Annotated in this window: 20 protein-coding genes; 4 read left to right on the forward strand and 16 right to left on the reverse strand. The window is 70.0% G+C overall.

Going from position 1 to position 24398, the window contains the following annotated elements; genetic code table 11:
- Positions 1-88: 88 nt before the first annotated feature.
- The 9 genes from ftsW to Q9R33_RS15275 form a co-directional block, all read right to left on the reverse strand.
- A complete protein-coding gene (gene ftsW, locus Q9R33_RS15235) occupies positions 89-1384 on the reverse strand; it encodes a putative lipid II flippase FtsW (protein WP_311294278.1) in 1296 nt (431 codons plus the stop codon).
- A complete protein-coding gene (gene murD, locus Q9R33_RS15240) occupies positions 1314-2888 on the reverse strand; it encodes a UDP-N-acetylmuramoyl-L-alanine--D-glutamate ligase (RefSeq protein WP_311294279.1) in 1575 nt (524 codons plus the stop codon). Before murD ends, ftsW begins: the two co-directional genes overlap by 71 nt.
- On the reverse strand, positions 2885-3997 hold the full coding sequence (mraY, locus tag Q9R33_RS15245; RefSeq protein WP_056367096.1) for a phospho-N-acetylmuramoyl-pentapeptide-transferase: 1113 nt from the start codon (positions 3995-3997) through the stop codon (positions 2885-2887). The genes murD and mraY overlap by 4 nt, the downstream gene beginning before the upstream one ends.
- Complete coding sequence (gene murF / locus Q9R33_RS15250) at positions 3994-5409, reverse strand: UDP-N-acetylmuramoyl-tripeptide--D-alanyl-D-alanine ligase (RefSeq protein ID WP_311294280.1); 1416 nt, start codon at positions 5407-5409, stop codon at positions 3994-3996. Before murF ends, mraY begins: the two co-directional genes overlap by 4 nt.
- 26 nt (positions 5410-5435) lie before the next feature.
- The gene (locus Q9R33_RS15255) at positions 5436-7220 is read right to left on the reverse strand and encodes a penicillin-binding protein 2 (RefSeq protein WP_311294281.1); all 1785 of its coding nucleotides are present in this window, start codon (positions 7218-7220) and stop codon (positions 5436-5438) included.
- Positions 7221-7302: 82 nt separating this feature from the next.
- Positions 7303-7905, reverse strand: coding sequence for a hypothetical protein (locus tag Q9R33_RS15260; RefSeq protein WP_056367093.1), 603 nt, complete (start codon positions 7903-7905; stop codon positions 7303-7305).
- Positions 7902-8870 carry a 16S rRNA (cytosine(1402)-N(4))-methyltransferase RsmH gene (gene rsmH, locus Q9R33_RS15265; protein WP_056368202.1) on the reverse strand — a complete coding sequence of 323 codons (969 nt, stop codon included), beginning with the start codon at positions 8868-8870 and terminating at the stop codon, positions 7902-7904. The genes Q9R33_RS15260 and rsmH overlap by 4 nt, the downstream gene beginning before the upstream one ends.
- Before the next feature lie 106 nt (positions 8871-8976).
- Entirely contained in the window at positions 8977-9408 is a 432-nt protein-coding gene (gene mraZ / locus Q9R33_RS15270; protein ID WP_056367092.1) for a division/cell wall cluster transcriptional repressor MraZ, read from the reverse strand.
- Between the two features lie 197 nt (positions 9409-9605).
- Entirely contained in the window at positions 9606-9971 is a 366-nt protein-coding gene (locus tag Q9R33_RS15275; RefSeq protein WP_056367091.1) for a DUF3040 domain-containing protein, read from the reverse strand.
- Between the two features lie 111 nt (positions 9972-10082).
- On the opposite strand from Q9R33_RS15275, the gene Q9R33_RS15280 reads away from it, so the two are divergent.
- On the forward strand, positions 10083-11129 hold the full coding sequence (locus Q9R33_RS15280) for a polyprenyl synthetase family protein (protein WP_311294375.1): 1047 nt from the start codon (positions 10083-10085) through the stop codon (positions 11127-11129).
- A 1-nt stretch (position 11130) separates the two neighbouring features.
- Here the strand turns inward: Q9R33_RS15280 and Q9R33_RS15285 are convergent, their stop codons facing one another.
- A complete protein-coding gene (locus tag Q9R33_RS15285) occupies positions 11131-11481 on the reverse strand; it encodes an Rv2175c family DNA-binding protein (protein ID WP_056367090.1) in 351 nt (116 codons plus the stop codon).
- 143 nt (positions 11482-11624) lie between these two features.
- Here Q9R33_RS15285 and Q9R33_RS15290 point away from each other — a divergent pair, with 143 nt between their 5' ends.
- Positions 11625-12845, forward strand: a complete 1221-nt coding sequence (locus Q9R33_RS15290; protein WP_311294282.1) for a LysM peptidoglycan-binding domain-containing protein — start codon at positions 11625-11627, stop codon at positions 12843-12845.
- Between the two features lie 80 nt (positions 12846-12925).
- Complete coding sequence (gene pknB / locus Q9R33_RS15295) at positions 12926-14881, forward strand: Stk1 family PASTA domain-containing Ser/Thr kinase (protein WP_311294283.1); 1956 nt, start codon at positions 12926-12928, stop codon at positions 14879-14881.
- A gap of 520 nt (positions 14882-15401) precedes the next feature.
- Here the strand turns inward: pknB and Q9R33_RS15300 are convergent.
- The 4 genes from Q9R33_RS15300 to Q9R33_RS15315 form a co-directional block, all read right to left on the reverse strand.
- Positions 15402-16253 (reverse strand): hypothetical protein, encoded by an 852-nt coding sequence (locus tag Q9R33_RS15300; RefSeq protein WP_311294284.1) that lies wholly within the window; start codon positions 16251-16253, stop codon positions 15402-15404.
- A gap of 494 nt (positions 16254-16747) precedes the next feature.
- Complete coding sequence (locus tag Q9R33_RS15305) at positions 16748-18085, reverse strand: class II 3-deoxy-7-phosphoheptulonate synthase (protein ID WP_056367087.1); 1338 nt, start codon at positions 18083-18085, stop codon at positions 16748-16750.
- Between the two features lie 62 nt (positions 18086-18147).
- Positions 18148-18837 (reverse strand): 1-acyl-sn-glycerol-3-phosphate acyltransferase, encoded by a 690-nt coding sequence (locus tag Q9R33_RS15310; RefSeq protein WP_056367086.1) that lies wholly within the window; start codon positions 18835-18837, stop codon positions 18148-18150.
- A gap of 4 nt (positions 18838-18841) precedes the next feature.
- The gene (locus Q9R33_RS15315; RefSeq protein ID WP_311294377.1) at positions 18842-19777 is read right to left on the reverse strand and encodes an ROK family glucokinase; all 936 of its coding nucleotides are present in this window, start codon (positions 19775-19777) and stop codon (positions 18842-18844) included.
- 152 nt (positions 19778-19929) lie between these two features.
- Between Q9R33_RS15315 and Q9R33_RS15320 the strand changes: the two genes are divergently transcribed.
- Complete coding sequence (locus Q9R33_RS15320) at positions 19930-21756, forward strand: long-chain fatty acid--CoA ligase (RefSeq protein WP_056367085.1); 1827 nt, start codon at positions 19930-19932, stop codon at positions 21754-21756.
- A 61-nt stretch (positions 21757-21817) separates the two neighbouring features.
- Here the strand turns inward: Q9R33_RS15320 and def are convergent, their stop codons facing one another.
- Both def and Q9R33_RS15330 read right to left on the reverse strand, forming a co-directional pair.
- The gene (def, locus tag Q9R33_RS15325) at positions 21818-22309 is read right to left on the reverse strand and encodes a peptide deformylase (RefSeq protein WP_056367084.1); all 492 of its coding nucleotides are present in this window, start codon (positions 22307-22309) and stop codon (positions 21818-21820) included.
- Positions 22310-22317: 8 nt separating this feature from the next.
- A complete protein-coding gene (locus Q9R33_RS15330; RefSeq protein ID WP_311294285.1) occupies positions 22318-24372 on the reverse strand; it encodes an AAA family ATPase in 2055 nt (684 codons plus the stop codon).
- Positions 24373-24398 lie beyond the last annotated feature (26 nt).

Consider the following 24398-nt stretch of genomic DNA (forward strand, 5'->3'; position numbering starts at 1 on the left):
CATTCACTCCGTCGGGGCGCAGAACCTCCGCCCCGACGGAGAGATCATGCCCCGAACGGCCTCGAACCGGAACGCGACGACCCCGACGTCAGCGGACGGCGTGGAGCTTCGCGCGCTCGCGCGCCGCGCGCGCCGAGGCGATGGCGGCCTCACGTCGCGCGACGGAGGCCGGCAGTGATCGCGCGAACGCGAGCAGCACGCCGCAGGCCAGCAGCACCGAGAGCAGCGAGGTGCCGCCCTGAGACATGAACGGCAGCGGCACGCCGAGCACCGGGAAGACGCGCAGCACGACGCCGATGTTGATGAGCGCCTGCCCGACGATCCACACGGTGATGCCGCCGGCGGCGATGCGCACGAACGGGTCGTCGGTCTTGCGGATGACGTGGAACGCGCCCACCGCGAACAGGGCGAAGAGCGCCAGCACGACCGCGCACCCGATGAGGCCGAGCTCCTCGCCGACGATCGCGAAGATGTAGTCGTTCGCGGCGGCGGGCAGCCAGTCGTACTTCTCACGGGAGTTGCCGAGGCCCAGGCCGAAGACCCCGCCGCTGGCGAGGCCCCAGATCCCGTGCAGCGGCTGGTAGCAGTCGTTGAAGTAGTCGTCGAGGCAGTTCGGATTCAGGAAGCTCATGAACCGGCGCATGCGGTCGGGGCTCGTCACGGCGAGGAACGCCACCGCGCCGGCTGCGGCGATCGCGGGCAGGACGAAGATGCGGAGCTTCACGCCCGAGAAGAACAGCGCGCCCAGCACGATGAGCACGAGGATCATGGCCGTGCCGAGGTCGTCGCCGGCGAGCACCGTCGCGATCGCGAGGCCGGCGACAGGCACGAGCGGGATGAACACGTGCTGCCACTTCGTGAGCAGCGTGCGCTTGCGGAACAGCACGAAGGCCACCCAGAGCGCGAGGCCGAGCTTCAGGAACTCCGAGGGCTGCGCCTGGAAGCCTCCGATGATGATCCAGTTGCGGTTTCCGTCGGCCCCGTGGCCGAGCGGCGTGAAGACCAGGAGCTGGAAGGCGACGCCGAAGATCAGCGCAGGCCACGCGATCTTCTTCCAGAACGTCACCGGCAGGCGGCTCGCGATGAACATCAACGGGATGCCGATCACCGCGAACACGACCTGCTTGAGCACCATCTCCCACGGCGCCTCTCCGGCGGCAGTCGCCGTCGCGGAGGTCGCCGAGAGCACCATGACGAGCCCGAAGACCGTCAGGAGCAGCGTCGTGGAGGCGATGAGCAGGAACTCGCTCGGCACCGGGGCGAACACCCGGCCGAGCGACACGCGAGCGGCGAGGCCGCGTCGCGCGGGCGGGTCAGCCTCGGTCTTCGTCGCCGGTGGAGCGGGGTGCGTCGTCCGGGGCCGCGGCGGCTGCGTCGTGGTCACCCGGGTCCTCCGTTCCGATCCGATCCCTCACCGCCGCAGCGAATCTGCGGCCGCGGTCCGCGTACGACGCGAACTGGTCGAAGGATGCGGCAGCGGGAGCGAGAAGAACAACGTCCCCGTCACGCGCCACCCCTGCCGCCAGTTCGACGACCTGCGCCATGACAACTTCAGTCTCATCGGCGTCCACCTCGAACACGGGCACCGTCGGCGCGTGTCGCTCGAACGCGGCGACCACGGCGGCGCGGTCGAGGCCGATCACGATCGCGGCCTTCGCGGTCGCTCCGCGTCCGGCGACGAGCTCCGAGATGTCGACGCCCTTGAGCAGTCCCCCGACGACCCACACGGCGCCGGGGTAGGCCGCGAGCGACGACGCCGCGGCGTGGGGGTTGGTGGCCTTCGAGTCGTCGACCCACGTGACGCCCGCGTGGCGTGCGACGACCTCGATGCGGTGCGGGTCCAGGCGGAAGCCCCGCAACGCGTCGCGGATCGCCGTGGGTGCGACATCCAGCGACCGTGCGAGCGCTGCCGCGGCGAGGATGTTCGCGACGATGTGCGGCGCGGCGAGCCCGAGGGAGGCGAGCTCCTCGACCGTCGTGAGCTCCAGGGCGCTCTTGTGCCGGTCTTCGAGGAACGCGCGGTCGACGACGATCCCCTCGACGACGCCGAGGTCGCTTGGCCCCGGAACACCCAGGTCGAAGCCGATGGCGCGTGCGCCCTCGACGACCTCGGCGTCCTCGACCATCGCCTGGGTGGCGGCATCCGCCTTGTTGTAGACGCAGGCGACGCGGGTGTTGTCGTACACGTGCGCCTTGGCGGCGCGATACTCGTCGAACGAGCCGTGCCACTCGAGGTGGTCGTCGGCGAGGTTGAGGCACACGGCCGCGTGCGGTGACAGCGGGTCGGGCGAGTCCTGCAGCGCGAGGTACCAGAGCTGATGGCTCGACAGCTCGACCACGAGCGCGTCGAACCCTTCGGGGTCGCGCACCGCGTCGAGCACGGGCGTGCCGATGTTGCCGACCGGCGCGGCGCGCAGGCCCCCGGCGACGAGCATCGTGGCCGTGAGCCGCGTGGTCGTGGTCTTGCCGTTGGTGCCGGTGATGAGGATCCAGTCGGCGGGCGTGCCGTCGGCCCTGATCACCTTGTCGCGCACGCGCCACGCGAGCTCGACGTCGCCCCACAGCGCGATGTCGCTCTCCCGCGCCCACGAGATGAGCGGATGCCTCGGCGCGAACCCCGGCGACGCCACGACGACCTCGGGCGCGAACTCGACGAGCTCGGCGGGAACCGACTCCAGGGAGCCGGTCCAGAGGCGCGCGCCGATGACGGGCAGGAGGCGCGCGTACTCGTCGTCGGCCTTCTCGGTGACGACGAGCACGTCCGCGCCGAGCTCGGCGAGGGTGTCGGCGACGGAGAAGCCGGTGACCGACAGGCCGAGCACGGCGACCCGCAGGCCCTTCCAGTCGGCGTTCCAGCTGGTGAGGGTGCGCAGGCGTTCCGAGGTCATGTGCGAGAGAGCCATTCGACGTAGAAGAATCCGACGCCCGACACCGCCAGGAGGCCGGCGATGATCCACATGCGCACGACGATGGTGACCTCCGACCAGCCCCGCAGCTCGAGGTGGTGGTGGAACGGGCTCATGAGGAAGAGGCGCTTGCCGCGCGTGATCTTGAAGTAGAGGCGCTGCAGGATCACCGATCCCGGGCCGATGATGAAGACGCCGGCGACGAGCACGGCGAGCAGCTCGGTGCGGGTGAGGATCGCCATCGCGGCGATGACGCCGCCGATCGCCATCGATCCCACGTCGCCCATGAAGACCTTGGCCTTGGGGGCGTTCCACCAGAGGAACCCGACGAGCGCGCCGACGAAGGACGCCGAGATGATCGCGAGGTCGAACGGATCGCGCGTCGGGTAGCACGCGGCCTTCGCCGCGGCCGAGAGGGCGTCGCCGCCCCAGCACGCCTGATTGAACTGCCAGAACGCGATGAGGCTGTACGCGCCGACGACGAAGATCGCCGCGCCCGCGGCCATGCCGTCGAGGCCGTCGGTCACATTCGTGCTGTTGGAGAAGGCGACGCCGATGAACGTGATCCACGCGAGGTAGAGGATCCAGCCGACGATGAGCCCGAGGGTCATGAAGCCCAGGGCCGGCACGTCTCGGAACACCGAGATGAACGGCGACGCCGGCGTCTGGTCGAACTGGTTGGGGAAGTTCAGCGCGACGATGCCGAACGGCACCGTGACGGCGACCTGACCGGCGACCTTGCGCCAGCCGCTCAGGCCCATGAACTTCTGCTGGCGCACCTTCATGTAGTCGTCGATGAAGCCGACCGCGCCGAGACCGACCATCATCCAGATCACGAGCAGGCCTGAGACGGTCGGCGGGTTGTTGCCGACGTAGCACCCGACCAGGTAGCCGACGATCGTGCCGACGATGAAGATCGTGCCGCCCATGGTGGGCGTGCCGCGCTTGGTCTGGTGGTTGGGGTTGCGGATGTCTTCCGGCGTCCGGATCACCTGGCCCCATCCCCATTTGCGGAACAGCCGCAGGAACACGGGGGTGAGGAAGAGCGTGAATGCCAGCGAGATCGCCGCCGCAGTTAGGAGTGATCTCACGAGAACGATTCTCCCAGACGATCGCCGAGGAACCGGAGCCCGGCGGAGTTCGACGACTTCACCAGCACACGGTCGCCGTCGCGCAGCTCACCCTGCAGGTACTCGAACGCCTCGTCGGCGGTCGAGAAGAAGACGGCCTCGTTGTCCCACGAGCCCTGCGCCACGGCCTCGAGGTACATGCGGCGCGCAGCGTCGCCCACGACGACGATGCGCTGGATGCCGAGCCTCACGGCCAGCAGCCCGACCCGGTCGTGCTCCTCCTCGGCGTACTCGCCGAGCTCGCTCATCGCGCCGAGCACGGCGACGGTGCGCTCACCGGGCCCGGTGATCTGCGCGAGGGTGCGCAGGGCCGCGGACATCGAGTCGGGGCTGGCGTTGTAGGCGTCGTTGATGATGCGCACGCGCTCCGACCCGAGGGGCTGCATGCGCCACCGCTCGGCGATCTCGACGGTCTCCAGGCGCGCGACGGCGTCGGCGAGCGAGACCCCGAAGGTCGTCGCGGCGGCGATCGCCGCCAGGGCGTTCATGACGTGGTGCTCGCCCAGCACCCGCAGGCGCAGGGGCAGCGAGACGCCGTCGGCGGTCACCGTGAACGAGGTTCCGGATGCCGTGACCACGACGTCGTCGGCGCGCACATCGGTGGCGGCGGGCCCCCGGCCGAACCAGCGCACGCTCGCGCCCTGCTCGGCGGCGATGGGCGCCATGGCGGCGACGCGGGCGTCGTCGGCGTTGAGCACCGCCACTCCCCCGGCGCTCAGCGCGCGCACGAGCTCCGACTTCGCGTGGAAGGTCGCCTCGATCCCGCCGAAGCCGCCGGCGTGCGCCATGCCGACCATCAGCACGACGCCGACATCGGGGTCGACGAGTCCGGCGAGGCGGGCGATCTCCCCCGGCGCGCTCGCGCCGAATTCGCTGACGAGGTACTTCGTGGTGCCGGTGACGCGCAGCATCGTGAGCGGTGCGCCGACCTCGTTGTTGAACGACGCCTTCGGAGAGACGGTCTCGCCCTCCCCCTCGAGGATGCGGGCGAGCAGGTTCTTGGTCGTCGTCTTGCCGTTCGACCCGGTGATGCCGACGACGCGCAGGTCGGCAGCATCCCGAACCGTCCTCACGACCTCGCGAGCCAGGGCGGCGATTGCCGCGACGACATCGGCCACGACGATCTGGGACACGGATGCCTCGACCCGCCGCTCGACGAGGGCCAGGGCGGCGCCCTTCTCGACGGCTGCGTCGACGAACAGGTGCCCGTCGGTCTCTTCGCCCGGCTTGGCGACGAAGACGCCGCCGGGCTCGATGAGGCGGGAATCGGTGTCGACCGCCCCCGACACGACGGTGTCGAGGGTGTCGCCGTTCTCGAGGTGCACTTCGCCCGAAACGGCGTGGGCGATCTGGGCGATGTTGAGCGCGATCATGTGGGGAACTCCGGAAGCTCGGGACACTACCCGAACTTGGGCAGCAGCTCCGGCGACGTCGTCGAGGGCATGACGCGGTAGGTCTTGAGAACCTGGGTCATGGCCTTCTGGAACGCGGTCGCGTTGGCCGCAGACGATGTTACCTTCGTCGGCTCGTCGAGGGTGACGACGACCACGTACTCGGGGTCGTCGGCGGGGGCGAATCCGACCATCGTCGTGTAGTACACGCCGGCCTTGTAGTTGCCCTGGCCGTCGCTCTTCTCACCGGTGCCCGTCTTGCCGCCGAGGCGGTAGCCCGGGATCGCGACCGTCTTGGCGTAGGGCGCCTGCAGGAACACGTTCTCGAGCATCTCGCGCATCTCGGCGGAGGTGCCCTCGCTGATGACCCGTTCCGGCTCCGCCACCTCAGGCTCGACGACGGTGCCGTCGGCCTTCGTGCACGACTCGATGATCTGCAGCGGCATCTTGACGCCGCCGTTCACGATCGCGCCGTACGCCCGGGCGAGCTCGGGCATGGTCGTCGTGACGCCCTGGCCGAACGAGGTGTTGAGAGTGGTCTGCGCGCCCCACTGGTCCGCGGGGTAGAGGAGACCCTGGCCCTCGCCGGGGTACCCGGAGGCCGTGCTGTCGCCGATGCCGAACCGCTTGAAGTAGTCGTAGCGCATCTGCTTGTCGACCTTCTGGCTGAACTTCGAGATGCCCGCGTTCGACGAGTCGATGAGCACGCCGGTGAGGGTATAGGTGTTGGCCGGGTGCTGGAACGAGTCGCGCACGCGCGCGCCCCCGTCGAAGTTCTCGAGGCTCGAGGCCACGACGGTGGAGTTCGGGGTCTGCCCCCCGGCGTCGATGACCGTCGCCGCCGTCAGGCCCTTGAACGTGGACCCCGGCTCGAATGTGCCGAGGAAGATGCTGCTCGTGCGGTCCTTCACCTCCGCGGCTTCGAAGTCGTTGGGGTCGACGGTGGGATACTCGGCGGCCGCACGGACCTTGCCCGTCTTCACCTCGTAGACGAGGATCGCGCCGCGCTGCGCGGCCATCGTCTGGGTCTGCTCGGCGATCAGCTGCTGCATGTACCACTGCAGATCGCGGTCGATGGTCAGCTGCAGCGTGCCGCCGTCCGTCGCGGGCGTCTCCTGCTCGGTGCCCGGGATGACGACGCCGTCCTTCCCCTTCTCGTACGTGCGCGTGCCGTCGGTCGCAGCGAGGCAGGCGTTCTGCGACCGCTCGAGGCTCTCGAGAGGAGTCCCGTCAGAGCCGACGAACCCGATCAGGTTGCCGGCGACCGCACCGTCGGGGTACGTGCGCGCGGGGTGCGAGACGCACGCGATGTAGGGCGTCTTGAGGTCGGCCAGGGCGCGGAACTGCTCGGTCGAGACGCCCTTCTTGAGCACCGCGTACTGCGAGTTGGGGTCCTCCGCGAGAGCGGTGCCGACGATCGCACGGACCTCTTCGGGCGTCTGGCCCGTGATCTCGGCCACGTCGTTCGACACGTCCGCCCACAGCCGGGCGTCGGAGTCGCCCGCGAGCACCTGCTCGTCGATCTGGGTGATGAGCAGCGGTGAGAGCTGGCAGTCGTAGCGGAGGATGCTGCCCGCCAGGGTCTGCCCGTTCGTGTCGACGATCGAGCCGCGCGTGCCGTAGAGCGTCTGCTCGCCCGCGAACGCGACGTCGAGCGAGTCCTTGATGTGGTCGTCGGCGTTCACGACCTGGATGTCGACGAGGCGGACGATGAATCCGGCGAGCACGGCCAGGACAACGGCGAGGGCCACGACGGTGCGGCGGCGGGGGCTTCTCGTGCTTCGTGTCGTCATCTGCGTCTCGTGCTCTGCGTCTCGTGCTCTGCGCCCCGCGCAGCGGGGCGTCTCGATCGGTTCTCGGCTCGGCGTCGTCGCTTCAGTGTGTGCTCGGGGTGGGCAATCCGTCCGTCAGCGGGGGCGGAGTGTTGCCGACTCCGCCGTCGGGCGTCTCGGCGACCTCGACCGGCAGCCCGTCGATCGTGGCGTCGGGCACGGTCACCAGGGGCGTGTTCGTGATGAGCGCGTTGGGTACGGATCCGCGGCCGATCGCGTCGACCGACGAGGTGCCCATCGCGACCTCGGACGGACCGAGGATCGCTCCGTCGCTCAGCCGCAGATAGCTGGGCGCCTCGTTGATCACCATGCCCAGGGCCGCCGCGTTCGCCGCCAGGTACTGCGGCGAGCTGAGCCCCGCGACGTCGTCATAGAGGATCTGCTTCTCGTACGTGAGGTCGCGCTGTTCCTTCGTCAGGGCGGCGATCTCGTACGTCCCCTGCGTCGTCATGATCGACAGCGACATCTGGGCGGCCCCGATGAGGAACGCCCCCAGCACCGCGACGATGCCGTAGAAGAGCTTCGGGCGACGCCGGCGGGCCGGCGCGTCGAGCACCCGCAGACGGCGGCGCGGGTCATCCGTCCTCTCCGGAGCGGCAGCCCGGCCGAGGCGGGCGCTGGTCGTGGCATTCGCGATCGTGCTCATGAGGCACCCTCCGCGTGCTCGGGCCTCACGCGCTCAGCGGCTCGGAGGCGCACCGGCGTCGCGCGCGGATTGACCGCGCGCTCCTCGTCGGTGGCGAGCTCGGCACCTTTGACGAGCAGTCGGAACTTGGGCGCGTGCTCGGGCAGCTCGACCGGCAGGCCCTGGGGCGCGGTCGACGCCGAAGCCTCGGCGAACGCACGCTTGATGAGGCGATCCTCGAGGGACTGGTACGACAGCACGACGATGCGGCCGCCGACCGGCACGATGCCGAGGGCGGACGGCACCGCGCGCTCGAGCACCGACAACTCGCGGTTGACCTCGATGCGCAGCGCCTGGAACACGCGCTTCGCGGGGTGCCCCGTGCGCTGCACGGCGGCGGGAGTCGCCGCCTGCAGGATCTCGACCAGCCGGCCGGACCGATCGATCGGCGCTTCGGCACGTGCGGCGATGATCGCGCGGGCGTAGCGGCCCGCGAGCTTCTCCTCGCCGTAGCGCTCGAAGATGCGCCGCAGATCGCCCTCGCCGTAGGTAGCGAGGATGTCTGCCGCGGTCGTGCCGGCCGACTGGTCCATGCGCATGTCGAGCGGTGCGTCCTGGGCGTAGGCGAACCCGCGGTCGGCGACGTCGAGCTGCAGCGACGAGACGCCCAGATCGAACAGGATGCCGTCAGCCGCCGCGAACCCGCTGGCTGTCACCGCATCTGCGATCCCGTCGTAGACGGTGTGCACGAGGTGCACGCGGTCGCCGAAGGGCGCGAGGCGCTCCCCCGCGATGCGGAGCGCGTCGGTGTCACGGTCGAGGCCGACGAGCTGGAGCTTCGGGAAGCGCTGCAGGAACGCCTCGGAGTGCCCGCCCATGCCGAGCGTGGCATCGACGAAGACGGCGCCGTCGCGCTCGAGGGCGGGAGCCAGCAGCTCGATGCAGCGCTCCAGCATGACCGGGGTGTGGATGTCGCGCAGGTTCATCATCACCTGGCAGTCCTGGTCCCCAGGCCCTGATCCCCACCCGCTCCGACCTGGCACCGGGGAAGTGGCGACAGGGCACGAGCAGCTGGGAGTCACGGCCGAGGGCTCAGAACAGGCCCGGAATCACCTCCTGCTCCAGCTCGGCGTAGCTCTCTTCGTTGGCCTCGGCGTAGGTGTTCCACGCCGTGGCGTCCCAGATCTCGGCATGGGCGCCTACGCCGGTGACGACGAGGTCGCGCTCCAGGCCGGCGTATGCGCGCAGCGGAGGGGGGATGGTGATGCGGTTCTGGCTGTCGGGCTTCTCGGCGCTCGCGCCGGAGAGGAACATGCGCAGGAAGTCGCGCGCCTGCTTGTTCGCAAGAGGCGCCTCGCGGATGCGGTCGTGCACCCGTTCGAACTCCTTCTCGCTGAACACGTACAGGCAGCGATCCTGTCCGCGCGTCACGACGACACCCCCACCAAGGTCGTCGCGGAACTTCGCCGGGAGGATGACGCGCCCTTTGTCATCGAGCTTGGGTGTGTGCGTGCCCAAAAGCATCGGTACATCACACCCCCTTCGTCCGGCCCCCCGGGTTGTGCGCCACTTTACTCCACTCTCCTCCACTTCGCTACCGATTTGTTATCCGGCGCTCCCCCACGCCCCTTGCGGCGGGATCTACGGGCGGCGCGCGGGCAACAAAAAAGCACCGACCCGAAGGTCGGTGCTTCTCGTGCCGATTCAGGCGGCGGGGACGCTCAGCGCTCCTCCTGCCGCTTGTCCCAGCGGTCGTTCATGCGATCCATGAACGAAGAGTTGTTCTGGGGTTTGGCCGGTCGCTCGGGCTCGACGCGCATCTTGCCGGGACCGCGGCCCGGTGTGACGGCGAGGAGCACCCCACCCAGCATCACGACGAATCCGATGACCCCGACGACGATCAACTGCTGCGACACCCCGACGATGAGACCGCCGAGTCCGAGCAGCACGAGGATCGTGCCGTAGACGATGTTGCGATAGCTCAGAGTGCGTCCGTCGCGGGGCGCGCTGACGACATCCGCGTCGTTGCGCATGAGATGGCGTTCCATCTCGTCCAGCAGGCGCTGCTCCTGTTCGGAGAGTGGCATGCTTCCCCCTCTGTACTTCGGTGGCTCGATTGTACGCGTGCCGTTCCTCACTAGGCTAGGCCCGTGTCCGCCCCTGTTGAGCCGATCGAAGCCATTTCCCAGCGAGTGGACATGTTCATCTCGGCTCAACGCCGGGGTGTGGCCGATGCCGGCCCCGAAGCGGCGCGATTCGTCGCCGCGGGGGCGGCTGCCGTCACCGGCGGAAAGCGCCTTCGCGGACGTTTCTGCCTCTCCGGGTGGAGGGCAGTGGAGGAAGCCACAGGCCCCGCCGGCGCACCGCCCGCCCCGGTCATCGCCGCGGCCGCCGCCCTCGAGGTGTTCCACGCGGCAGCCCTCGTGCACGACGACCTCATCGACAACTCCGACACGCGCCGCGGCCGCCCGTCGGCGCACCGCGCGCTCGAGGCCGGGCACCGAGACGCCGGCTGGCTCGGCGACGCCGACGCCTTCGGCCGCTCGGGCGCGATCCTGCTCGGCGATCTGCTCGTCGCCTGGAGCGACGACCTCATCGAGGAGGGGCTCGCCGAGACCTCCGCCGAACGGGCCGCGGCCGCGCGGAGCCAGTACGCGCTGATGCGCCGCGAGGTCACCCTCGGGCAGTTCCTCGACGTCGCCGAGGAGTCCGCATTCGCGAGCGAGCCCGACGACCGGCATGCCGAACGGGCGCTGCGGGTGGCATCCTTCAAGTCCGCGCGTTACAGCGTGCAGCAGCCGCTCGCGATCGGCGCGGCTCTCGCGGGGGCGGATGCTGCGCAAGCGGCCGCGCTGGCCGCGTTCGGGCATCCGCTCGGCATGGCGTTCCAGCTGCGCGACGACGTGCTCGGCGTGTTCGGCGACGAGGCCGCGACCGGCAAGCCGTCCGGCGACGACCTGCGCGAGGGCAAGCGCACCGTGCTCATCGCCTACGCGCGGGAGGCGCTCGCGCCGACCGCGCGCCGCATCGTCGACGAGCTCGTCGGCGACCCCGGTCTCGACGCCGACCAGGTGGCGTCGCTTCAGCGGACGATCGTCGACACCGGCGCGCTCGACCGCGTCGAGCGGCTCATCGCCGATTATGCCCGCGAGGCCGATCGCGCCCTCTCGGGGGCGCGGCTGGGCAACGCGGCCGTCGGGGAGCTGCGCGACCTCGCGCGCGCCGCGACCGTCCGCACGACCTGAATCAGGCGAGGGTGCGGGCGATCCGGCGGACCTCGCTCTTGCGCCCGGCCAGGAGCGACTCGATCGGGGCATGGCCGAGGGACTCCTCCGGAGACAGCAGCCAGTCGATCGCCTCGTCGTCCGAGAAGCCGGCGTCGTGCAGCACGAACACGGTGCCCCGCAGCGACGACAGGGGGTGCCCGTCGACCACGAAGACGGACGGCACCTTGAAGACGCCGTCGCGCTTGGACCCGACCAGGTAGTAGTCGTCGAGCAGCCGGCGCACGCGGCCGAGCGGTTCGCCGAGCACCTCCACGAGGTCGGGCAGGGTGAGCCAATCGGTCTCGAAGCGCGGAGCGGCGTCAGAGGTCACGAAAGCAACTATCTCAGATCGGATCGGGCACTCGTCCACCACACTCTGGCCACATCAGTAACAGAAACCCCTCCAAATAACACCTGTTGACACCAATAAACATCCGTGACACGGTTCTCGGAGTCGACTGAGGGGGGAAACTCGTGCGACAGGTCCGCAGTACCAGGAATCGTGTCCAGCAGGCAGGCATCCCGTCGCGCGCGCTCCTCACCGGCGTGCCGGTGGCCGTCGCCGGGTCGATCGCACTGACACTGTCGGCGGTGCCCGCTCACGCGGCGACGACGGATGCTGCGCCCCTGAGCGTGCCGCGCGCGTTCGCTGCGACGGCCGCGAGTGTCCCCCGCGTCGCCGCACTGCCCGCCGTCCGCGTGACCACCGAGACAGCACCTGCGACGTACACCGTGCAGCGCGGCGACACCGTGGGCCGCATCGCGGCGCGCTTCGGGCTCCGCACCAACGACGTGCTCGCCCTCAACGGGCTCGGGTGGTCGTCGACCATCTACCCGGGCCAGGTGCTCAAGCTCAGCGCGGCCGCCGCCGCACCGGCGCCGGCTGCTCCCGCACCGACCCCGTCGACAGGCACGTACACCGTGCAGCGCGGCGACACGGTCAGCGCGATCGCCAAGCGGCACGGCATCACGACGAACGCTGTGCTCTCGGCCAACGGGCTCGGCTGGTCGTCGATCATCTACCCCGGGCAGACCATCAGGATCCCCGGCGCGGCCGCGCCCGCAGCATCCGTTCCCGCTCCGGCACCTGCCCCTGCGCCCGCTCCCGCACCGAACACGTCGGCGGGCGGCTCGCACACCATCGCAGCCGGCGAGACGATCAGCTCGATCGCGAAGCGGTACGGCGTGACGACGAACGCCGTGCTCTCGGCCAACGGGCTCGGCTGGTCGTCGATCATCTACCCCGGGCAAACAATCAAGATCCCGGGTTCGGCACCGTCGGTGCCCGGACTCACCGCCGAGCAGGTCGCCAACGCGCAGCTGATCGTCCGCATCGGCCGTGAACTCGGCGTCTCGGACCGCGGCATCGCCATCGCACTCGGCACCGCGATGCAGGAGTCGTCGCTGCGCAATGTGACGTTCGGCGACCGCGATTCGCTCGGCCTGTTCCAGCAGCGTCCCAGTTACGGCTGGGGCACCGCCGCGGAGGTGCAGGATGCCGCGCGCGCGACGCGCGTCTTCTTCGGCGGAGCCGGCGACCCCAACGGATCCCGCACGCGCGGACTGCTCGACATCCCCGGCTGGGAGAGCCTGACCTTCGCGCAGGCCGCTCAGGCCGTGCAGATCTCGGCGTACCCCGACGCGTATGCGAGGTGGGAGGCTTCGGCCCACTCCTGGCTCGCGGCGCTCGGCTGAGCCGAGGCATCCGTCACAATGCGGTCTCGCCGGGTGAGCCGCTCCCCCGGCTCGCAGGCACGGATCCGTAGACTCTCAGGGTGAGCACGAGTCAGCAGACGGACCCGCTGATCGGCCGTCTCGTCGACGGCCGGTACCGGGTGCGTGCTCGCATCGCCCGCGGCGGCATGGCCACGGTGTACGTGGCGACCGATCTGCGTCTCGAGCGGCGGGTCGCGCTCAAGGTCATGCACTCGCATCTGAGCGATGACACGGTCTTCCAGAGCCGGTTCATCCAGGAGGCCCGCGCGGCCGCCCGTCTCGCCGATCCGCACGTCGTCAACGTGTTCGATCAGGGCCAGGACGGCGACATGGCGTACCTCGTCATGGAGTACCTGCCCGGCATCACACTGCGCGAGCTCCTGCGCGAGCAGCGCCGGCTGACCATCCCGCAGGCGGTCTCCATCCTCGACGCCGTGCTGTCGGGCCTCGCCGCCGCGCACAAGGCCGGTATCGTGCACCGCGACGTCAAGCCCGAGAACGTGCTCCTCGCCGAGGACGGCCGCATCAAGATCGGCGACTTCGGCCTCGCCCGGGCCACGACCGCGAACACCGCGTCGGGCGCCCAGCTGCTCGGCACGATCGCGTACCTCGCCCCCGAGCTCGTCACACGCGGCACGGCCGACGCCCGAAGCGACATCTACGCCATCGGCATCATGCTGTACGAGATGCTCACCGGCGAGCAGCCCTACAAGGGCGAGCAGCCCATGCAGATCGCCTTCCAGCACGCCACCGACTCGGTGCCGCGCCCGAGCGTGAAGAATCCGGGCGTTCCCGAGCCGCTCGACGAGCTCGTCCTGTGGGCGACCGAGAAGTCGCCCGACGAGCGGCCCATCGATGCGCGCGAGATGCTGCAGCGTCTGCACGACATCGAGCGCGAGCTGGGCATCTCCCCCGTCGTCGCCCGCACCGGCCCGATCGGCATCGTCCGCGACGACATCGCCGCCACCGGCGAGCTCACCGCGGTGCTGCCCAGCACGGCCACCGGCCCCGTCGCGACGATGGCGGAGGTCGACAACGCCGGCCGGCTTCGCCGCGCCACGCAGCGCCGCCGGTCCCGGGGCGCCTGGCTCATCGCGCTCGTGCTCGTGCTCGCCGCGCTCGCGGGCGGGCTCGGGTGGTGGTTCGGTTCCGGACCCGGGTCGATGGTCGCCGTCGCCGATGTCACGGGCATGAGCTTCGACGAGGCATCCGCCCGCCTTCAAGAGGACTCCCTCGTCGCCGTGCAGCAGGGCGAGTACAGCCTCGAGGTCGCGCCGGGCCAGGTCATCCGCAGCGACCCCGGCGGCGGCACCCGCGTCGACAAGGGCGCCGAGGTCGACGTCTACGTCTCGCTCGGCCCGCAGGAGGCGACTTTCCCGTCGTTCGCGGGAATGCCCGATGCCGACGCGCGCGCAGCGCTCCAGGCCCAGTCCGTGTCTGTGCCCGACGAGAGCGCCAAGTTCTTCACCGACGCCGCCCCCGACGTCGTGATCGGCGTGACCATCCGCCCCGCAGGCGCGCCCGAGGACGGATCGCAGGACGTCGCGTGCATGGACGGCTGCACCGTCCACCAGGGCGACACCGCGCGTCTTCAGGTGTCGCTCGGACCGCTCCCGAACGTCGCGGGCGAGAGCGAGGGCAAGGCGCGCAGCACGCTCGAGGGCCTCGGGCTCGTCGTCGCCGACCCCAGCCAGACCGAGTCCAGCGATTCGGTCAAGGCCGAGCGCGTGATCCGAGTCCTCGGCAAGGAGGACGGCAGCCCGCTCGCCCCCGGCGACACCGTGACCCTCGTCGTGTCGACCGGTCCCGCGCTGTTCGAGGTCCCCGACTTCGAGGGCATGACGCTGGCCGAGGCCCGCCAGGCCGCCTCGAACGCCGGATTCACGATCGACTACGACGACCGCTGGGACGCCTTCCCCGACCCGTTCACCCAGGTCGAGTCGCAGAAGCCGGACGCCGGCGACATGGAGCCCAAAGGCACCGTCATCTCGCTGCGCATCGCCGCCGCCCTCTGACCTATTCCCGGCGCCCCTCGGGGCGCGGTCGGCGCAGAGGTGGTCTCCTCCCCGCCCATCGCGACGAGACCTCACAACAGCACCACAAGGCCCCCGGACCCGGTGCTAACGTGCGGTCTCGCGGCTCACACGCTGGCGCAACAGACGCCCGCGGTGCGGGATGCCGCGGGCAGCAGCATCCGCTGATCTCCCGCCCATCGCGACGAGACCTCACGACAGCACCACAAGGCGCCCGGACCCGGTGCTAACGTGCGGTCTCGCGGCTCACCCGCTGGCGCAACCGACGCCCGCGGTGCGGGATACTGCGGGCAGCAGCATCCGCCCCTCTCGCGCCCATCGCGACGAGACCTCACAACAGCACCGTGAGGCGCCCGCACCCGGTGCTAACGTGCGGTCTCGCGGCTCACACGCTGGCGCAACAGACGCCCGCGGTGCGGGATGCCGCGGGCAGCAGCATCCACTCCTCTCGCCTATCGCGACGAGACCTCACAACAGCACCACAAGGCGCCCGGACCCGGTGCTATCGTGCGGTCTCGCGGCTCAGGGCGCGTCTCACGCGCGCGGCGAGGGCGGAACAGTCCGGGTCGACATCGTCGGCGCCGATCAGGAAGACCTCGTACCCCGCGTCCTGGAACAGCTGCACGCGTGTCAGATCGCTGAGCCACCTCTTGCGCGAGCTGCGGTGCTCCTCCCCCTGATACTCGATGAGCAGCTTCCGGCTCGGATACCCCAGGTCCGCGTGCCGCCGCCCTTCGGTGGTCTCGACCGGCACCTGCACCTGCGGTTCGGGCAGCCCGTGTGCGACCAGGCCGAGCCGCGTCCGTGTCTCGTAGGGAGAGTCCACCGGAGAACGGGCGTCGGAGAGGGCCCGGCGGAGCGCCGCGGTGCCTCGCCCACGACCACGGCGGAAGATCGCGGCCTCCAGGTCGTCGACGGTGCACGGCGGCGTGCCACGCGTCCCGTCGGGTTGCCGCTTACCGGTCAGGAGGTAGTCCGCGGCCGCGACGAGCCACTCGTGCGCGATCAGCGCGCCACCGACGACCGCGCCACGCTGGGCGAGCTGACACCAGACGTCGGCAGGCGAGACCACCGGGAGCAGGCCGAACATCTCCCGCTGCACCGGATCAGCAGACGTCACCCAACCGATCACGCCGGCGTGGCGCAGCGCCACGCGTGTTCCCACCGACAGGACGTGCAGCCCTTCGGTCGCCGAGTACGCCGGCTGGAGCGGAATCCCCCAGATGCGCGCCGCCGTCCGATGGCTGAACCAATGCCCCGGCCCCAATGCCGGGATGAGTCGTTCGCAACGCGCCATGATGTCGTCGTCGACCGCGCACTCCGCCGCGATGTGGATCCCGTGATGAGGATTCACGACATCGTTCCCCCGCAACCTCCCCCGATCGACGCCACGCTCACGTGCCTCTGCGGTCGTGAACGCGAACCCTTTGAGCTCATCAGGGAGTTGTCGGCGCGGCATCCGTCGATCCTGCCGCGCCTGCGTCGACGGAGGCGGAGATTGTCCACAACCCCGACGCGAGACCGCGCAACAGCACCGTCGTCCCCAGGTCTGCGGTGCTATCGCGCGGTCTCGTTGCCGGGGGCCGGGGCCGGGACGGCGTCGCACAGAACCGCTGAGCGGCGAGGATTCCGGATGCTGCGGGCCGAGGCATCCCGTTGTCCCGCACGCAATCGCGACGAGATCTCACAACAGCACCGTCAAGCCTCGATAGGCGGTGCTATCACGCGGTCTCGTCGCCGACGGCGGCCGCGACGGGGACAGAGCCGGCAGAGGAGGGGAGGAACAGAGAGATCCCGGATGCCTCGAGGCGAGGCATCCGGGATCTTCTTCGTGTCAGGCGCGAGAGGTCAGCGCTTCTCGAGCTCCTCGGCGACGAGGAAGGCGAGCTCGAGCGACTGCATGTGGTTCAGGCGCGGGTCGCACAGCGACTCGTAGCGGGTCGCGAGGGTGGCCTCGTCGATCTGCTCGGAGCCGCCGAGGCACTCGGTGACATCGTCACCGGTGAGCTCGACGTGGATTCCACCGGGGAACGTGCCGACCGAGCGGTGCGCCTCGAAGAAGCCGCGGACCTCGTCCACGACGTCGTCGAAGCGACGCGTCTTGTAGCCGGTCGGGGTCGTGATGCCGTTGCCGTGCATCGGGTCGGTGACCCACAGCGGGGTCGCGCCCGAGTCCTTCACGGCCTCGAGCAGCGGCGGCAGCGCGTCGCGGATCTTGCCGGCACCCATGCGCGTGATGAACGTGAGGCGGCCGGGCTCGCGGTTCGGGTCGAGCTTGTCGATGAGCGCGAGCGCCGTGTCGGCCGACGTGGTCGGGCCGAGCTTGACGCCGATGGGGTTGCGGATCTTCGAGAAGTAATCGACGTGCGCACCGTCGAGTTCGCGGGTGCGCTCGCCGATCCACAGGAAGTGCGCCGACGTGTTGTACGGCGTGTTCGTGCGGGAGTCGATGCGCGTCATGGGCCGCTCGTAGTCCATGAGCAGGCCCTCGTGACCGGTGTAGAACTCGACCCGCTTCAGCTCGTCGAAGTCGGCTCCCGCCGCCTCCATGAATTTGATGGCCCGGTCGATCTCGGTGGCGAGGCGCTCGTACTGCTGGTTGGCGGGGTTCGATGCGAAGCCCTTGTTCCAGGAGTGCACCTCACGGAGGTCGGCGAAGCCGCCCTGCGTGAACGCGCGGATGAGATTGATGGTCGACGCGGCCGTGTGGTAACCCTTGAGCAGCCGGTTGGGGTCGGCCTTGCGCGACGCCTCGGTGAAGTCGTAGCCGTTGACGATGTCGCCGCGGTAGGCCGGCAGCGTGACGTCGCCGCGGGTCTCGGTGTCGCTCGAACGGGGCTTGGCGAACTGGCCCGCCATGCGGCCCATCTTGACGACGGGCATCGAGGCGCCGTACGTGAGCACGACGGCCATCTGCAGCACCGTCTTGATGCGGTTGCGGATCTGCTCGGCCGTCGCGCCGGCGAAGGTCTCGGCGCAGTCGCCGCCCTGCAGGAGGAAAGCCTTGCCCGACGCGGCACGCGCGAGGCGGTCGCGGAGGTTGTCGACCTCACCGGCGAAGACGAGCGGCGGCAGCGTCGCAAGTTCTGCGGATGCCTCCGCCACCGCGTCCGCGTCATACCACTGCGGCTGCTGCTTGATGGGCAGGGTCCGCCAATGGTCGAGTGCGTCGAGGTGCTGGAGCATCCCCCGATTCTAGCCGCGGGACGCGGGCCACCGGCGCCGCGTGACGACCGGCCACTCCGCGTTCAGCGGGTCTTCGGCTTGAGCCGGTCCTTGACGGTCGACGCGTACACGTCGTCGTACTCCTGCTCCCCCAGCCGCTGCAGCGCGACCATGATCTCGTCGGTGATCGAGCGCAGGATGTAGCGGTCGCCCTCCATGCCCTCGAAGCGCGAGAAGTCGAGGGGCTCGCCCACCACGATGCCGACCCTCACGATCCGAGGGACCGTGGTGCCGATCGGCATCATCGTGTCGGTGTCGACCATGACGACGGGCACCACCGGCACGTGCGCTTCGAGTGCCATGCGCGCGATGCCGGTGCGGCCGCGGTAGAGCTTGCCGTCGGGGCTGCGGGTGCCCTCGGGGTAGATGCCGAGGAGGTCGCCCCGACCCAGCACCTGCAGTCCCGTGTTGAGGGATGCCTCGGACGCCTTGCCGCCCGAACGGTCGATGGGGAGCTGACCCGTGCCCTTGAAGAACATGCGGGTCGCCCACCCCTTGAGGCCCTTGCCGGTGAAGTAGTCGCTCTTGGCGAGGAACGCGACCGGCCGGTCGAGCATGAGCGGCAGGAAGATCGAGTCCACGAACGAGAGGTGGTTGCTCGCGAGGATCGCGGCGCCTTCGGCGGGGACGTTGCGACGGCCGACGATCCACGGGCGCCAGATCGCCTTGACGATCGGTCCGATGACCACGTATTTCATCAGCCAGTAGAACATCGCGCTACGCCTCTGTCCCCGCGAGATCTGCCGCTCCGATGAGGCCCGCGTCGTTGACGAGCTTCGCGATCTTGAAGGTCGCGATCGGCCGCTCGCCATAGCCCGGCAGCGACTTCTCGTACGCGACGCGCATCGGCTCGAGGAGGGCGTCGCCGAGCTGGGCCACCCCGCCGCCGATGACGAAGAGCTCGGGGTCGAGCACCGCCTGGAAGCCGCCGCACGCCTCGCCGAGCGCGGTCGCCACGCGCCGCAGCGCCTCGGCGGCCCCGGGGTCGCCCGCGAGCACGAGGCGCGACACCGCCGGTCCGCTGATCTTGCCGTTCTCGGCGCGGTGGGCCGCCAGCGCGGCACCGATTCCGCCGGCGTCGGCGATGTCGTTGGCCTCGCGCTGCAGTGCGCGGCCCGACGCGTACTGCTCGAGGCATCCGTGCTGACCGCAGCCGCACAGGATGCCGTCGCGGATGAAGCGGATGTGGCCGAGCTCAGCGGCGACGCCGTGACCGCCGCGGAAGAGCTCGCCGTCGAGGACGATGGCGCCGCCGACGCCGGTGCCCATCGTGAGCATGACCATGTGCTCGACGCCGCGGCCGGCCCCGAAGCGGAACTCGGCCCACCCGGCGGCGTTCGCGTCGTTCTCGATGGTGACCGGCAGGCCGATGCCCTCTTCGAGCGTCGCCTTCAGCGGCTCGTTGTGCCAGGCGATGTTGGGGGCGTGGATGACGGTCGCCCGGTCGCGATCGATGAAGCCGGCCGCCGCGACACCCACGGCGGCGACGTCGTGCGCGCCGCGGAAGTAGCGGGCCATATCGACCACGGCCTGGGCGAGCGCGGCGGTGTCGGTGGGGGTGTCGACGCGGAGCTGTTCGACGATGGTGCCGTCGGAGTCGACGACCCCGCCCGCGATCTTGGTTCCGCCGATGTCGATGCCGACCTTGAGCACGTTCTCCCTCTCCATCCGCCGCACGCGCGACAGCGCCTTGAAGTCTATCCAGGCGGTGCTCTCCACACCCGCCGGCGAGTCTGATGTGACACCTGATTAGACTCGGATGAGATCCACCCGAGATTCAGTCGTCCGGTACCGAAGGAGCTGCCGTGGTCCAATTCGAAGTCCCCGCTATCGTCCCTGCCGATCCGCAGGCGAACATCACCGACCTCCTGGTCGAGCGCGTCAAGGCGACGCCGAACCTCGCACTGTTCGCCGTGCCCGAGGGCGAGGGCTGGCGCGACATCACCGCGGCCGAGTTCCAGAAGCAGGTCATCGCGCTGGCCAAGGGCTTCGTCGCCGGCGGCATCGAGCCCGGCGACAAGGTGGGCTTCATCGCCCGCACCACCTATGAGTGGACGCTCGTCGACTTCGCGCTGTTCTATGCCGGCGCCGTCATGGTGCCGATCTACGAGACCAGCTCGAGCGCGCAGATCGCGTGGAACCTCACCGACTCGGGCGCCGTGGCGATCATCACCGAGCTGCCCGATCACGCCGCCCGCTTCGCCGAGGCCCGAGCCGAGCTGCCGCTCATCCGCTCCGCGTGGGAGATGCACAGCGGCGACCTCGACAAGCTCGTCGCCGAGGGTGCCGGCGTCTCGGACGACGAGATCGAGCGGCGCCGCAACCTCGCCAACGGCGCCGACATCGCCACCCTCATCTACACGTCGGGCTCGACCGGGCGTCCCAAGGGCTGCGTGCTGACCCACAGCAACTTCGTCGAGCTCACGCGCAACGCGGCCCGCTCCAACCGTGAGGTCTTCGAGACGCCGGGTGCCTCGACGCTGCTGTTCATCACGACGGCCCACGTGTTCGCGCGGTTCATCTCGATCCTCGACATCCAGGCGGGCGTGAAGACGGGCCACCAGCCCGACACGAAGCAGCTGCTGCCCGCCCTCGGCTCGTTCAAGCCGACGTTCCTCCTGGCCGTGCCGCGCGTGTTCGAGAAGGTCTACAACTCAGCCGAGCAGAAGGCCGAGGCCGGTGGCAAGGGCAAGATCTTCCGCGCCGCCGCCCACACCGCGATCGAGCACTCCCGTCTCCTGCAGGAGGGCAAGAAGATCCCCTTCCTCACCAAGATCAAGTTCGCGCTCTTCGACCGCCTGGTCTACTCGAAGCTGCGCACCGCGATGGGTGGGCGCGTGGCGTATGCCGTGTCGGGGTCCGCTCCCCTGGGCCACCGCCTCGGCCACTTCTTCCACAGCCTCGGCGTCACGATCCTCGAGGGCTACGGCCTCACCGAGACCACCGCACCGGCGACGGTCAACCAGGCGCGCAAGTCCAAGATCGGCACCGTCGGGCCCGTGATCCCGGGCGTGGGCGTCCGTCTCGCCGAGGACGGCGAGATCCAGGTGCGCGGCATCAACGTGTTCAAGGAGTACTGGCGCAATCCCGAGGCGACGGCCGCCACGTTCGACGGCGACTGGTTCAAGACCGGCGACATCGGCGCGTTCGACGACGAGGGCTTCCTCACGATCACCGGTCGCAAGAAGGAGATCCTCGTCACCGCAGGTGGCAAGAACGTGGCGCCCGCGGCTCTGGAGGACCCGATCCGCGCCAACCCGATCGTCGGGCAGGTCGTGGTCGTCGGCGACCAGAAGCCGTTCATCGCGGCCCTCGTGACGCTCGACCCTGAGATGCTGCCGACGTGGCTGGCGAACAACAGCCTGCCGGGCGACATGTCGCTCGCCGACGCGGCCAAGAACGACGCGGTGCGCGCCGAGGTGCAGCGCGCGATCGACATCGCGAACAAGAACGTCTCGCGCGCCGAGTCGATCCGCAAGTTCACGATCCTGCCCACGGAGTGGACCGAGTCGAGCGGACACCTCACGCCGAAGATGAGCATCAAGCGCAACGTGATCCTCGAGGACTTCAAGACCGACATCGAAGAGCTCTACTCGGTGCCGGTGAACACCACCAACGTCTCGCTCAGCTGAGCTCAGAAGACACAAGAGGAGCGGATGCCGGGGAGCCCGGCATCCGCTCCTCTTCTGTGTCTCAGAACCAGTCGGACTCGCGGATCTCGCGCATCGCGACGCGACGCTGCTCCTTCGTGAGCCGATCGAGGTAGAGCGTGCCGTCGAGGTGGTCGGTCTCGTGCTGGAGCGCCTGGGCGAGCAGGCCCTCACCCTCGAGCACGATCTCGTTGCCGTCGAGGTCGATGCCGACGACCTTCGCCCGCGGGTAGCGGACAGCGTCGTGCCAGAGGCCGGGCACCGACAGGCAGCCCTCGCCGATGGCCTCAGGCTCTCCGGACACCTCGACGAGCACCGGGTTGAGCACGTAGCCGATGTCGCCGTCGATGTTGTAGCTGAAAGCGCGCAGCCCGACACCGATCTGGGGCGCCGCCACGCCGGCGCGGCCGGGCAGCTCGACGGTGTCGACCAGGTCGCGCACGAGGGCGCGCACGCCGTCGTCGATCTCGCCGATGGGGGTGCTGACGGACTTCAGGACGGGGTCGCCGAAGACACGGATGGGACGGACTGCCATCGGATGCCTCAGGCCGCCGATGCGAGCGAACGGAGGCCCTCGACCACGGTCGCGGCGAGCTGACGTGCGGCCTCGCGCGTCGCGGGCTGCAGCTCGCGGAACACGATGGCGCTGCCGGCCGCGATGTGCGGGTCGTACGGCACACGCACGACCGCGCGCACGCGGGTGCGGAAGTGCGATTCCAGCTCGTCGAGCTGGACGAGCGGATGCCCCGGCCGCGCGTTGTTCAGCACGACCACGGCGCTGCGCACCTTGTCGGCGTAGCCGTTGGTCTCGAGCCAGGTCAGCGTCTCGGAGGCGAGACGGGCCTCGTCGACACTCAGGCCGGCGACGATCACGATCTGGTCGGCGAGGTCGAGCGTGGCGCCCATGACGGAGTGGACGATGCCGGTCCCCGTGTCGGTGAGCACCACCGAGTAGTAGTGGGCCGCGAGAGCCGCGACATCCCGGTAGTCGGTGTCGTTGAACGCCTCCGACACGCGCGGGTCCGTGTCGGACGCGACGACGTCGAGGCGCGTCTCGTCGCGCGCGACGATGCCCGACAGGTCGTTGAAGCCGACCACCTCGGGGCTCATGCGCACGAGATCGCGCACGGTCTTGCCGCTGTCACGGGTGATGCGCTCCGCGAGCGTGCCGCGGTCGGGGTTCGCGTCGATGGCGATCACGCGGTCGTCGCGGGCGTCGGCCAGCGCCTGGCCGAGCAGGGTGGTCACGGTCGTCTTGCCGACGCCGCCCTTGCGCGACAGCACCGGGACGAACCGGGCGCCGCCGGTGAGCGGGGCCGCGATCCGGCGGTCGAGGTCCTTGCGGGCCTTCGCACGCTTGCTGTCGCCGAGGTTGATGCGCTTTCCCGAGATCGAGTACAAGAAGTGCTGCCACGCCCCCTCGGGCTCGGGGCGGATCACCTGGTGCGGGTCGAGCAGGCGATCGGCGGTGAGCAGGTCCGCGGTCTCGCGGCCGGCCTCGAATTCGCCGAGACGCTTCGAGGTCAGGGCGACGTCGCCACGGGGGAACCCCGCACGCTCGACGGCCGTGCGCTCCACGACCGGCTGGGCGCCGGTGTGGTTGGCCTCACGGCGGGTGGCGGGCGTCGGGCCGGTGGCCGTCTTCGCGGCGGCGGCAGCGGCCGGGACCGATGGCCGGGCGGGCGCTGGCTGGGGCGCTGCCGGCGCCGCACTCGCGGATGCCTTGTCGTCGTCGGCCGGGGTCTTGGCGCTCATGGGCTCCTCCACGGGGTCGTCGGCCCTGTTGACATCGTCTCCCGATGCGGCGTTCTCCGCCAGGGCGGCCTCCACGCCGTCGTCGGCGAGCTCGAGATCGAACTCGGCCGGATCGAACTCGCCGTCGAAATCGGCGTCTTCGAAGTCGACGGCGTCGAAATCGGTGATCGCGAACTCGTCGACGGCCGGCTCCGCGGGTGCGGACTCGGCCGGCACGGGTTCCGCCTCGGGCTCGTCAGCGACGGCTTCGGGCTCCTCGGCGGCGGCCTCAGGCTCGCCGCCGTCGGCCACGGACTCCTCGTCGTCGGCCTCGCGCTCCTCGGAGACCTGCTCCTCGGAGACCGGCTCGAACTCCTCGACGTCGGCCGTCGGTTCCTCGACCACGGGCTCAGGCTCGACCACAGGCTCGGGCTCGGCCTCGTCGACCACGTCGGCGTCCTCGACGTCGATCTCGGCCTCGATCAGCTCGACGATCTCCGCATCGGCGATGTCCTCGGCGGGCGGCGCCGGGGCGAAGCCCTCGCCCTCGACGGTCCACTCCTCGAGGTCGGCGGCGTTCTCGACGATCTCGGCCTCGGTCGTCTCGGTCGAGAACTCCTCGACCGGAGCGGCCTCGATGACCGGAAGATCGGCGTCGGCCGGGATCTCGATCACGAAGGGCACCTCGTCATCGATGACGCCGTCGTCCTCCCGGTCGTCGTCGGATTCGGACGGCAGCTCGACGTTCACCTGCGCCGTCGCACCACCCAGGATGCCGAGACCGGTCGTGTCGATGCTTCCGGTCTCGGACAGCACGCCGTTCTCGGGCTCGTCGGGCGTGTGTTCGATGCGATCGGGCGTCACTGCGGAGCTCTCCTGAAAAGACGGCG

The organism is Microbacterium sp. PRC9, from assembly GCF_031844125.1.
Classification (GTDB): Bacteria; Actinomycetota; Actinomycetes; order Actinomycetales; family Microbacteriaceae; genus Microbacterium.